Genomic DNA, 11,252 nt, shown 5'->3' with positions numbered 1-11,252 from the left:
GGGGCTCCGGCCGGCCGGAGCGCGCCGTCCGCCTCGCGGCACAGACCCTCGCCGCGCAGCAGGCCGTCCTCTCAGACGGCTCCGTAGAACAGCTCCTCCATGACCGCGCGCGCCCGTCGGGTGGTCCGCCGGTAGTCGTCGATCATGTCGCCGCTGTGCCCGTTGGACGAGCCGGGGCCGGGCGTGGCCGATCCCGGGCTGTAGCCCAAGTACCGTCCCATCGCGGCCAGTTCACGGCCGTCGGAGGGGAACGTGTCGCCGGCCCTGCCGCGTACGAGCATCACGCCGTTGCGGACCCGCGTCGCCAGCACCCAGGCCTCGTCGAGGATCTGGGTGTGCTCGGCGGAGATCAGGCCCGCGGCGTGCGCGGCGGCCAGCGCCTCGCGGGTACGTGTCGTGCGCAGACCGGGCACTTCCCAGGCGTGCCGCATCTGGATCAGCTGCACGGTCCACTCGACGTCCGAGAGCCCGCCCCGGCCCAGTTTGGTGTGCAGGGTGGGGTCGGCGCCGCGCGGCAGCCGCTCCGTCTCCATGCGCGCCTTGAGCCGGCGGATCTCCCGTACGGCGGCCTCGCTCAGCCCGTCGGCCGGATAGCGCAGCGGGTCGATCAGCTCGATGAAGGCGCGGCCCAGCTCCGCGTCGCCGGCCATCGGTTCGGCGCGCAGCAGTGCCTGGCTCTCCCAACCCAGCGACCAGCGGCGGTAGTAGGCGGCGTACGAGGCGAGGGTGCGCGCCAGCGGGCCGCTCTTGCCCTCCGGGCGCAGATCGGCGTCGATCAGCAACGGCGGGTCGGTCGTGGGCAGTTGGAGCAGTCTGCGCATCTCGGACACGACAGTGCTCGCGGCCCGTGCCGCTTCGTGGTCGGTGACGCCCTCGCGCGGCTCGTACACGAACAGCACGTCCGCGTCGGAGCCGTAGCCCTGCTCGTGGCCACCGAAGCGGCCCATGCCGATGACGGCGAATCTGGCGGGCAGGGTGTCGCCCCAGGTCTGCCGTACGGCGGCGCGCAAGGCGCCTGACAGGGTGGCGGAGTTGAGGTCGGTGACGGCGTTGCCGACCCGGTCGACCAGCTCGCCCGGGTCCTCCTCGGCGGGGTTCTCCTCGGTGCCGTAACTGCCGATGATGTCGGCCGCGGCGGTGCGGAACAGCTCGCGGCGGCGCACCCCGCGGGTGACGGCGACCGCGATCTCGGCGGTCTCGGCCCGTCCGACGGCGGCCAGCACCTCCAGCTCCAGATGTTTGACGCCGCGCGGTTTCAGGCCGTTCGCGTCGCCGAGGAGGGCGACCGCCTCCGGGGCGCGCAGCAGCAGGTCGGGGGCGAGCCGCCCGGCGGACAGCACCCGGGCCAGATTCTCCGCCGCCGCCCCCTCGTCGCGCAGGAGCCGCAGATACCAGGGGGTCTTGCCGAGCGCGTCGGACACCTTGCGGAAGCCCAGCAGCCCGGCGTCGGGGTCGGCGGAGTCCGCGAACCAGCCCAACAGCACCGGCAGCAGCGTCCGTTGGATGGCCGCCTTGCGGCTCACGCCGGACGACAGGGCTTCCAGATGCCGCAGCGCGGCCACCGGGTCCGCGTACCCGAGCGCTTCCAGCCGCTGGCCGGCCGCCTTCGTACTGAGCCTGATCTCGCCGGGGGCGAGCTGGGCGACGGCGTCGAGCAGCGGCCGGTAGAACAGCTTCTCGTGCAGCCGCCGGACCATCGAAGCGTGCCGTTTCCAGGCCCTGTTGAGTTCGTTGACCGGTTCGGTGCGCAGCCCGAGGGAGCGTCCGAGGCGGCGCAGGTCGGCTTCGTCGTCGGGCACCAGATGCGTACGCCGCAGCCGGAACAGCTGGATGTGGTGCTCCATGGACCGCAGGAAGCGGTACGCCTCGTCGAGCTGCGCCGCGTCGGTCCTGCCGACGTAGCCGCCGGCCGCGAGCTCCCGCAGGGCGACCAGGGTGCTGCCGCTGCGCAGCGAGGCGTCGCTGCGGCCGTGCACCAACTGCAGGAGCTGTACGGCGAATTCGACGTCCCGCAGCCCGCCGGGGCCGAGCTTCAGCTCACGGTCGACATGCCCGACGGGGATGTTGTCGACGACCCGGCGGCGCATCTTCTGCACGTCGGGCACGAAGTTCTCCCGGTCGGCGGCCTGCCAGACCATCGGCGAGACGGCGGCCACGTAGTCCCGGCCGAGCGCGAGGTCCCCGGCCACGGCGCGGGCCTTGAGCAGCGCCTGGAACTCCCAGGTCTTGGCCCAGCGCTGGTAGTAGGCGAGATGGCTGGAGAGGGTGCGTACGAGCGGGCCGTTGCGGCCCTCGGGGCGCAGATTGGCGTCGACGGGCCAGATGGTGCCCTCGGCCGTGGTCTCGGAGCAGATCCGCATCATGTGGGCGGCCAGCCTGGTGGCCGCCTGCACGGCCTTGGCCTCGGCCTTCGACGCGTCGGTGTCGTCCTCGTGGGCGGACGGGTCGTGGACCAGGGTGTGGGCGGGCTCGCCGACGAAGATGACGTCGACGTCGGAGACGTAGTTCAGCTCCTGGCCGCCGCACTTGCCGAGCGCCACGACCGCGAGCCGGCACATCGCCGCGTCCTCGGGGGCGGCGGCGCGGGCGATGGCGAGCGCGGCGCGCAGGGTGGCGGTCGCCAGGTCGGCCAGTTCGGCGGCGGTCTGGGCGACGTCGGTGGTGCCGCAGACGTCGCGGGCGGCGAGGGACAGCAGACAGCGGCGGTAGGCGACGCGCAGCGAGTCGACGTCGTGCGCCTCGGCGAGACCGGCCTCGAACTCGGGGACGCCGGGGTGCAGGTCGGCCGACTCGTACGTGACGAGCACCTGCCAGTCGGCGGGGTGTCTGGCCAGATGGTCACCGAGCGCCTCGGACGCCCCCAGCACACCAAGGAGCCTGTCCCGCAACGGCTTCGCCGAGATCAGCGTGTCCAGCAGGAGCCGCCGTCCCTCGCCCTCGTGCGCCTCGACGAGCCGGACGAGGGCGCGCAGCGCCAGATCGGGATCGGCGGTGGAGCCGAGCGCGTCGAGGAGGACGGAGTCGCCGCGTACGGGCGCCAGCTCGGGCAGATCGAGCAGGCGCTCGGCGGCGGACGGGTCGGTGAAGCCGTGCCGGAGCAGACGGGTGAAGGTACTGCTCCTGCGTCCCTGCACCGTCATCCGGCCTTTCTTCTGTCCGATCAAGATCCGGGGTCGAGCCTAGTACTCCCTCGCGCCAGGGGGGCCGGTTGTGCCGGTCGACCGATGAGTCCTGGTGTCGCGGCCGGTCCTCTTCTGCGGAAGGGTCGTGAGCGTACTCCCGCTGACTGCCGCAGAGGACCTACTCCCGAAGGGACGGCGCCATGGCGCACAAGGAACCGGCCGACACCCACCTCGATCCCCGCTACAGCGACCCGAAGGCGGTCGCCGGCAGCTGGGCGGACGCGGTGACCCGGCTGACGGAGGCCGAGATCTTCTGGCTGACGACCGTACGCCCCGACGGCAGGCCCCATGTCACCCCGCTGCTGGCGGTCTGGTGGCGGGACGCGCTGTACTTCAGCTCGGGCGAGCGGGAGCGGAAGGTGCTGAATCTGAACGAGAACCGCGAGGTCGTCCTCACCACCGGCACGAACACGCTCGGCGAGGGCCAGGACCTGGTGGTCGAGGGCGAGGCGGTCCAGGAGACGGACGAGGCGCGGCTGGGCGAACTGGCGGCGCTGTGGGAGCGGAAGTACGGCTCCGACTGGCACTTCGAGGTGCGGGACGGCGCGTTCGAGGGAAAGTGGGGCCCGGTCCCGGTGTTCGGGGTCGCGCCGCGTACGGCCTTCGGCTTCGCGAAGGACCCGTACAGCCAGACGCGCTGGCGGTTCGCCTGACGGCGGCCGTAGCATCCGCCGTATGAGCCAGGGCCGTTCACGGGGTGCGGGTGCCACGGGATTCCGGTAGCTCCGCCGGGAGATCCCCGGCGGTGTGACCGACGGAGGCCCCCGTGGCACGCACCGCACACCACCGCCCGCTGTCCCGCGCCGAAGGGGCGCCCGACTCGCGCTGCTGGCGCCGCGTGCGCGTGTACGACCTGCGGTACAGCGCCCGCGCCGTGGCCGACACCGCCCGGCGGCCGGTCCCGCAGGCCGTACGCCGCAGCGTGGACGTGTTCTCCTGGGCCCGCGCGGACACCCACGACCGCTCCGTGTCGGTCGTCGCGACGCTGGGGGAGCGCCGTGACAGACAGCGTCTGCGCGGCCAACTGACGGCCCTGCGACGGCTGGTCGACACCCCGGGCCCCGGCGTCCTCGCGCTCGCCGGGGCGGACGCCGTGGACGTGCTCCCGGCCCGGCACCGGCGCCGCGCGCTCTGGCTCGCCTGAGGAGCCCTGGACACGTGGTCGTAGCATGGGTCATCGCCATGGACACGATCAGTATGTGGGAATTCGTCGCACTCGCCGCCGCGGCGGCGCTCGTCGGTTTCTCCAAGACGGCGGTCAGCGGGGCCAACACCGTGAGCCTCGCGGTGTTCGCCGCCGTCCTGCCGGCCCGCGAGTCGACCGGTGTGCTGCTGCCGATCCTCATCGTGGGCGACACCATCGCCGTCCTCACCTACCGCAGGCACGCCCACTGGCCCACCCTGTGGCGGCTGTTCCCGGCGGTCGCCGGGGGTGTGGTGGTCGGCACCGTCTTCATGGTGTGGGCAGACGACGGAGCCGTACGCGTCTCCATCGGATCGATCCTCCTGCTGATGGCGGGCGTCACGATCTGGCGGCGGCGTCACCCGCCGGAGGAGGACGACCCGCCGGAGACCGCGTCGCTCAAGGGCCGCGTCAAGGCACGCTCCTACGGAGTGCTCGGCGGCTTCACGACGATGGTCGCCAACGCGGGCGGCCCCGTCATGTCGCTGTACCTGCTGTCGGCGGGCTTCCGGAAGCTCGGCTTCCTGGGCACGTCCGCGTGGTTCTTCCTGATCGTGAACACCGCGAAGGTGCCCTTCAGCGTGGGCCTTGGCCTGATCGACCTCGACTCACTGCTGCTGGACGCGCTGCTGGTGCTGTTCGTGCTGCCCGGCGCCGTCCTCGGGAAGCTGTGCGTGGACCGTATCGACCAACGGGTCTTCGAACGCCTGGTGATCGGCGCGACGGTGCTGGGCGGCCTTCAACTGCTGCTGCGCTGAGCCACGTCGTACGTCTCCCGCGCGGCCTCGACGTGTCCGATGTTCCGCTCGGCCCAGCCCGACAGGGCGCGCAGCACCGGCATCAGGCTCTGCCCCAGGGGCGTGAGCGCGTACTCCACCCGTACCGGCACGGCCGGGGTGACGGTGCGGGAGAGCAGGCCGTCGCGTTCGAGACGGCGCAGTGTCTGCGTCAGCATCTTCGGGCTGGCGCCGGCGATCGTACGGGCGAGGTCGCCGTACCGGCGCGGCCGGTCGGCCAGTTCCTTGAGGACCAGCGCGGTCCACTTCTCGCCGACGCGCTCCAGCAGCCGGTGCGTCGGGCATTCGGCGACCCGGAGCAGATGGGAATCGCGGGCCTCGGCCTGCCGCTGGGCGGCGCTGCGGGTCGTCATGGCTCTCCTCCACGTACGCACGGCACTTTGAAGTGCGTACTCCCCGCTCCACGGTAGCGCCGCCTAGCGTCGCGTCCGTCAGCGGCGCGATCAGCGCGTCCGGCAACCGATCAAGGAGTCAGACCACCATGACCACCATCGCCGTCCTGGGCTCCGGCACCGTCGCACGGGCCCTCGCGGGCCCCTGGCACGCCGCCGGCCACCAGATCGTCGTGGGTTCCCGCGACCCGCTGCGGGCCGCCGCCGACCTGCCCGTGCCGGGCGTACGCGTCACCGCGCCGCCGGACGCGGCGCGGGCGGGCGACGTCGTGGTCAACACCCTGCCCGGCGCGGCCTCCTTGGGCGTCCTCAGGGACCTCGCGCCCCACCTGGCGGGCAAGGTCCTCGTCGACGTCGCCAACGCCGTCGAGACGGACGCCCAGGGCTTCGCCACGGCGCCCCTCCACCCGGGCGGCAGTCTCGCCGAGGAGATCCAGCGGGCGCTGCCCGCCGTACGCGTGGTGAAGACCCTCAACACGATGCACGCCTCGGTGATGGCCGCCCCGCGCACCCTGGCGACCCCGCCGTCGGCGTTCCTGTCCGGCGACGACGCCGGGGCCAGGAGGACGGTCGCCGCGCTCCTGACGGACCTGGGCTGGCCCCCGGAGTGGATCGTCGATCTGGGCGGCGTACGGACGGCACGGGCCCCGGAGGCGTTCCTGCTGCTGGTGGGCAGCCTGGTCCGGGCGTGGGGGCCGGTGCCGTTCGCGATGTCGGTCGCCCGCTGAACTCCGGCTACAGCACCGGCAGCAGGTTCTTCAGCTCGAAGGCGGTGACCTCGGAGCGGTACTCCTCCCACTCGCGCTTCTTGTTGCGGAGGAAGAAGTCGAAGACGTGCTCGCCCAGCGTCTCGGCGACCAGTTCGCTGCGCTCCATCAGGGAGATCGCCTCGCCGAGGTTCTGCGGCAGCGGCTCGATGCCCATCGCGCGGCGCTCGGCGTCGGACAGGGCCCAGACGTCGTCGTCGGCGCCCGCCGGGAGTTCGTAGCCCTCCTCGATGCCCTTGAGGCCGGCCGCGAGGAGCACCGCGTAGGTCAGGTAGGGGTTGGCGCCGGAGTCGATGGAGCGGACCTCCACGCGCGCGGAGCCCGTCTTGCCGGGCTTGTACATCGGGACGCGGATCAGGGCGGAGCGGTTGTTGTGGCCCCAGCAGATGTACGAGGGGGCCTCGCCGCCCGAGCCCGCCGTGCGGGTGGAGCCGCCCCAGATGCGCTTGTAGGAGTTGACCCACTGGTTGGTGACGGCCGAGATCTCGGCGGCGTGCGTGAGCAGTCCGGCGATGAAGGACCGGCCGACCTTGGAGAGTTGGTACTCGGCGCCCGACTCGTAGAAGGCGTTGCGGTCTCCCTCGAAGAGGGAGAGGTGGGTGTGCATGCCGGAGCCGGGATACTCGCTGAACGGCTTGGGCATGAAGGTCGCCTGCACGCCCTGCTCCAGCGCGACCTGCTTCATGACCAGCCGGAAGGTCATGACGTTGTCGGCGGTGGACAGCGCGTCGGCGTACCGCAGGTCGATCTCCTGCTGGCCGGGGGCGCCCTCGTGGTGGCTGAACTCCACGGAGATGCCCATGGATTCGAGCATGGTGATCGCCTGGCGGCGGAAGTCCATGCCGACGTTCTGCGGGGTGTGGTCGAAGTAGCCGGAGCTGTCGGCGGGGGTGGGGCGGGTGCCGTCGACCGGCTTGTCCTTCAGGAGGAAGAACTCGATCTCGGGGTGGGTGTAGAAGGTGAAGCCGAGGTCCGAGGTCTTGGCGAGCATCCTCTTCAGGACGTAGCGCGGGTCCGCGAAGGACGGTGAGCCGTCGGGCATCAGGATGTCGCAGAACATCCGCGCGGTGCCCGGGGCCTCCGCGCGCCACGGCAGGATCTGGAAGGTTCCCGGATCGGGTTTGGCGATCATGTCGGACTCGTACACCCGCGCGAAGCCCTCGATCGCCGAGCCGTCGAAGCCGATGCCCTCGTCGAACGCCTGTTCAAGCTCGGCGGGGGCGACGGCGACCGACTTGAGGAAGCCGAGCACATCGGTGAACCACAGGCGTACGAACCGGATGTCGCGTTCCTCAAGGGTACGGAGCACGAATTCCTGCTGCTTGTCCATGTCTGCTGTCCTACCCATCCTTGCCGGTCAGGCCGCCTGCTCCCGCGCTCCCGAGTACACCGGGGCACCCGAGCATGACACCACAGGATTTCCGGAAGGTTGCACACCGGCGTACTAAAGCATTGTCGGACACGCGCCCCCTGACGCGCGCGTCCGGGTGGGTCAGTGGTGGACGGGGGTACGCGGACGGCCCCGGGCTCAGGCGGTGTGGGCGATCTGGATGAGATTGCCGCACGTGTCGTCGAACACGGCGACGGTCACCGGACCCATCTCGACGGGCTCCTGCGTGAAGCGCACACCGAGCCCCTGAAGACGCTCGAACTCGGCCCGGACGTCGTCCACGGCGAAGGAGGTGTACGGGATGCCGTCCGCGACCAGCGCGTCCCTGAAGGGCTTCACGGCGGGGTGCCCGGACGGTTCGAGCAGCAGCTCGGTGCCGTCGGGGTCGGCCGGGGAGACGACGGTGAGCCAGCGGTCCTCCCCCACGGGGACGTCGTTCTTCACCTGGAAGCCGAGCACCTCCGTGTAGAAGCGCAGCGCCTGGGCCTGGTCGTTGACGAAGACACCGGACAGATGGATCTTCATGAGGATTCTCCTGATTGTTCGGGCACGAGCCACCGGTCGGTGAGATGTTCCAGCGGCCTCGTGTCGAGATGGTGGAACTTGTAGCGGCCGTCCCGCCGGGTCTCCACCAGGCCCGCCGCCTCCAGGAGGGCGAGATGCTGCGAGACGCCCTGCCGGGAGGTGTTGAGCCCGTGTTTGGTCAGCAGCCGTCCGCAGATCTCGAACAGTGTCTGGCCGTCGCGTTCGGCCAGCTCGTCGAGGATCGTGCGGCGGGTGTGGTCGGCCAGGGCCTTGAACACATCATCGGACACGACGCCAGCATAGGCAAGTGTTTCCTTGCCTGTCGAATCCCGCGGCGGTCCGCGCCCTCAGTGCAACGGCGTCGACGTGTCCGACCAGCCCAGCGGGTACGGCTCCCCGTCGTCCCCCGGCATCGGCCGCTCCCCGCCCGCCTCCGTGAACGCCGTGAGGGCCTCCACGAGCGCCGTGCGCTGCTCGGGAGCCAGCCGCTCGACGATCTCCGTGATCTCGCGCCTGCGCGCCGCCGAGACGTCCCGTACGAGCGTCCGGCCCTCCTCCGTGAGCCGCAGCACGGTCTCGCGCCGGTTGGCCGGGTTGACCCCCCGCTCGGCCAGCCCGGCGGCGATGAGCCGGTCGACCATGCGCATCGCGGTCGAGGGATTCACCCCGAGCCGCTCGGCGAGCGACACCAGGTTGGCGCCGCCGTGGGCCGACAGGACCTTCAGCAGCCGGAACTGCGGCAGGGTGACCCGGTCCTCGACCGTGGCCAGCGAGCGGACGGACAGGGTGACGAGCAGCCGGGAGGCGATCAGGACCGCCCGGGTCACGTCGTCGACGTCGGGCTCGCGCGGCTGGGGTTCCGGAGGGTCTGCCATGCCTCTTTGTACCGTGCCGGGGCCCGCGCCGACCCGCCCCGTACCGCCGTCCGTACCGCCGTCCGCACTCCGTCCGTACCGATGCGCACGCGCGCCCACAGCCACGTTCCGGACTCGGTACCCCCTGCGCTCTCCTGCTCGGCCACCTGTACGGACTACGATCTGCGCCCATGGGGGGACGACGCCACATACGCGACGCGCGTCCCACGGCCTTGCTCGGCGCCGTGGTGACGCTGCTCGCCGCGCTCTCCATCTGTCTGGGTCCCGGCGACACGCACCACCAGGCGTCGTCGCCGGCGGTGACGGCCGCCGCCTCGGCCCATACCGAGCGCGGCATCACCCTCCGTACGGATGTGGACGCCGACGCGGCGAGGCCCGCCTCGGCCCCCGAGTACACATGCCCGTACGACCGCGGCGGTTGCCGCTTCATCCCGCACCTCGGCGCCGCCGTGCTCACCGCGCCGCACCCCGTCGACCCGCTCGGCACCCACGACATGGGTCCCGCGCGCCTCGAACTCCCGCCCGGCACCGGCCAGGTGTCCCGTTCCGGAGCGTTTCCCCGCGCGCCGGATCTCCACGTCCTTCAAGTACTGCGGACGTAGCCGGGCCCGCGCCCCCACCGGGTTCCCGTAACTCCCCCACCCCCGTTCCGCAGGTTTTCGAGAAGGACGAATCAAACACCATGGCTTCCAAGACCCAGAGCAGCGAGCGCAAGGCCCGAATAGAGCAGATGCGCAAGGCCGAGCGCGCGCGTGAGCGGCGTAACCGCATCATCACGATCACGGCGAGCGCGGTCGTGGTCGCGGCGCTCGTCGGGTTCGGCGCGTTCGTGCTGAACAAGGAGTCCGAGGACCAGAAGAAGGAGGAGCAGGCCGCCGCCCAGCCCGTGAAGGGCGAGAAGTCCTGGGACGCGAAGAAGCTGGGCCGTGACCATGTCTCCGAGGCGGTCGACTACCCGCAGACGCCGCCCGTCGGCGGCAACCACAACCAGGTCTGGATGAACTGCGCCGGTGACGTCTACAAGGACGCGATCCCGGACGTGAACGCGGTGCACTCGCTGGAGCACGGGGCGGTCTGGGTGACGTACAACGACAAGGCGCCCGAGGGTGACGTGAAGGAGCTGGGCGACCGCGTCGGCAAGACGCAGTACACGCTGATGAGCCCCGTGAAGGAGCAGGCCGGGGCGATCATGCTGACCGCGTGGGGCAAGCAGGTCACCGTGGACAGCGCGAAGGACCCGCGCGTCGACCAGTTCTTCTCGAAGTACGTCCAGGGCCCGCAGACGCCCGAGCCGGGTGCGGCCTGCACCGGTGGAATGGGTGCCCAGTGACCCGCACGAACTGGGCCGCCATCACCGCGGTCGTCCTGGCGCTGCTGTTCGCCGGCGCGGCCACCGTCGCCTCAGCCGGGCCCGACGACTCGCCCCGCGCGGCGGCCACGCCCACGTCCGACTCTCCCGAGGCGGGCTTCGCGCGGGACATGGCGGTCCACCACCAGCAGGCGGTGGAGATGTCGTTCCTCGTGCGGGACAGCACGGACGACGAGGAGGTGCGCCGCCTCGCGTACGACATCGCCAACACCCAGGCGAACCAGCGCGGCATGCTGCTGGGCTGGCTGGACCTGTGGAAGCTGCCGAAGATCTCCACCGACCAGGAGCCGATGGCCTGGATGGCGGGGGCCGGCGAGCACGCGGGCATGGCGGGGATGGAAGGCATGGATCACGGCGGCCACGAGGTCCGTGACGGCTCGCTGATGCCCGGTATGGCGACGAAGACCGAGCTGGACACGCTCAGGTCCGCCAAGGGGAAGAAGGCGGAGATCCTGTATCTCCAGCTGATGACCGACCATCACATCGGTGGCGTCGAGATGGCCCAGGGCTGCGCCGACCTGTGCGAGGTCGAGACCGAACGGGCGCTGGCCGAGGGCATGGTGACGGCCCAGCAGTCCGAACTGGACCTGATGGCCGACCTCTTGAAGGCCCGGGGCGCCAAGCCGCGCGCCTGAGCCCGACCGCCCGACGGTGAGCGACACCGCCGCCGCCCCCGCCCGCAGGGATCGTCCCCGCGGCCGGGGGCGGCGCCGTTCAGGCCGTACGGGAGGCCGGCGCGGGCGTCCAGGTGATGGCCGGCGGGCGTACGGCC

The 11,252-nt window shown here is 71.5% G+C and carries 13 protein-coding genes; 7 read left to right on the top strand and 6 right to left on the bottom strand.

The window, feature by feature from the left end; genetic code table 11:
- Window positions 1–71 precede the first annotated feature (71 nt).
- Entirely contained in the window at window positions 72–3,140 is a 3,069-nt protein-coding gene (locus tag BHU15_RS24405) for a bifunctional [glutamine synthetase] adenylyltransferase/[glutamine synthetase]-adenylyl-L-tyrosine phosphorylase (protein ID WP_069629161.1), read from the bottom strand.
- Window positions 3,141–3,322: 182 nt separating this feature from the next.
- Here BHU15_RS24405 and BHU15_RS24400 point away from each other — a divergent pair, with 182 nt between their 5' ends.
- The 3 genes from BHU15_RS24400 (at window position 3,323) to BHU15_RS24390 (ending at window position 5,123) form a co-directional block, all read left to right on the top strand.
- Window positions 3,323–3,835 carry a pyridoxamine 5'-phosphate oxidase family protein gene (locus BHU15_RS24400; protein ID WP_069629160.1) on the top strand — a complete coding sequence of 171 codons (513 nt, stop codon included), beginning with the start codon at window positions 3,323–3,325 and terminating at the stop codon, window positions 3,833–3,835.
- A gap of 113 nt (window positions 3,836–3,948) precedes the next feature.
- On the top strand, window positions 3,949–4,326 hold the full coding sequence (locus BHU15_RS24395) for a hypothetical protein (RefSeq protein WP_255293203.1): 378 nt from the start codon (window positions 3,949–3,951) through the stop codon (window positions 4,324–4,326).
- Between the two features lie 38 nt (window positions 4,327–4,364).
- Window positions 4,365–5,123 carry a sulfite exporter TauE/SafE family protein gene (locus BHU15_RS24390; protein ID WP_031231851.1) on the top strand — a complete coding sequence of 253 codons (759 nt, stop codon included), beginning with the start codon at window positions 4,365–4,367 and terminating at the stop codon, window positions 5,121–5,123.
- Here the strand turns inward: BHU15_RS24390 and BHU15_RS24385 are convergent.
- The gene (locus BHU15_RS24385) at window positions 5,105–5,515 is read right to left on the bottom strand and encodes a winged helix-turn-helix transcriptional regulator (RefSeq protein WP_069629159.1); all 411 of its coding nucleotides are present in this window, start codon (window positions 5,513–5,515) and stop codon (window positions 5,105–5,107) included. The genes BHU15_RS24390 and BHU15_RS24385 overlap by 19 nt on opposite strands.
- A gap of 128 nt (window positions 5,516–5,643) precedes the next feature.
- On the opposite strand from BHU15_RS24385, the gene BHU15_RS24380 reads away from it, so the two are divergent.
- Complete coding sequence (locus BHU15_RS24380) at window positions 5,644–6,282, top strand: NADPH-dependent F420 reductase (protein ID WP_069629158.1); 639 nt, start codon at window positions 5,644–5,646, stop codon at window positions 6,280–6,282.
- Between the two features lie 7 nt (window positions 6,283–6,289).
- On the opposite strand, the gene glnA2 is transcribed toward BHU15_RS24380, so the two are convergent.
- The 4 genes from glnA2 to BHU15_RS24360 form a co-directional block, all read right to left on the bottom strand.
- A complete protein-coding gene (glnA2, locus tag BHU15_RS24375) occupies window positions 6,290–7,651 on the bottom strand; it encodes a gamma-glutamylpolyamine synthetase GlnA2 (RefSeq protein ID WP_069629157.1) in 1,362 nt (453 codons plus the stop codon).
- A gap of 198 nt (window positions 7,652–7,849) precedes the next feature.
- Window positions 7,850–8,236 carry a VOC family protein gene (locus BHU15_RS24370; RefSeq protein WP_069629156.1) on the bottom strand — a complete coding sequence of 129 codons (387 nt, stop codon included), beginning with the start codon at window positions 8,234–8,236 and terminating at the stop codon, window positions 7,850–7,852.
- Window positions 8,233–8,526, bottom strand: a complete 294-nt coding sequence (locus BHU15_RS24365) for an ArsR/SmtB family transcription factor (protein ID WP_069629155.1) — start codon at window positions 8,524–8,526, stop codon at window positions 8,233–8,235. The genes BHU15_RS24370 and BHU15_RS24365 overlap by 4 nt, the downstream gene beginning before the upstream one ends.
- 57 nt (window positions 8,527–8,583) lie before the next feature.
- Complete coding sequence (locus BHU15_RS24360) at window positions 8,584–9,111, bottom strand: MarR family winged helix-turn-helix transcriptional regulator (RefSeq protein ID WP_023542200.1); 528 nt, start codon at window positions 9,109–9,111, stop codon at window positions 8,584–8,586.
- A gap of 170 nt (window positions 9,112–9,281) precedes the next feature.
- On the opposite strand from BHU15_RS24360, the gene BHU15_RS24355 reads away from it, so the two are divergent.
- From BHU15_RS24355 to BHU15_RS24345, 3 genes are all read left to right on the top strand, one after another.
- Window positions 9,282–9,713, top strand: a complete 432-nt coding sequence (locus tag BHU15_RS24355; protein ID WP_069629154.1) for a hypothetical protein — start codon at window positions 9,282–9,284, stop codon at window positions 9,711–9,713.
- An 80-nt stretch (window positions 9,714–9,793) separates the two neighbouring features.
- Window positions 9,794–10,441, top strand: coding sequence for a thioredoxin-like domain-containing protein (locus BHU15_RS24350; protein ID WP_069629153.1), 648 nt, complete (start codon window positions 9,794–9,796; stop codon window positions 10,439–10,441).
- Window positions 10,438–11,115, top strand: coding sequence for a DUF305 domain-containing protein (locus BHU15_RS24345; protein WP_069629152.1), 678 nt, complete (start codon window positions 10,438–10,440; stop codon window positions 11,113–11,115). Before BHU15_RS24350 ends, BHU15_RS24345 begins: the two co-directional genes overlap by 4 nt.
- Window positions 11,116–11,252: the final 137 nt, after the last annotated feature.

This window comes from Streptomyces niveus (assembly GCF_001723055.1).
Classification (GTDB): domain Bacteria; phylum Actinomycetota; class Actinomycetes; order Streptomycetales; family Streptomycetaceae; genus Streptomyces; species Streptomyces niveus.
This window is presented reverse-complemented; position numbering and strand designations above follow the sequence as displayed.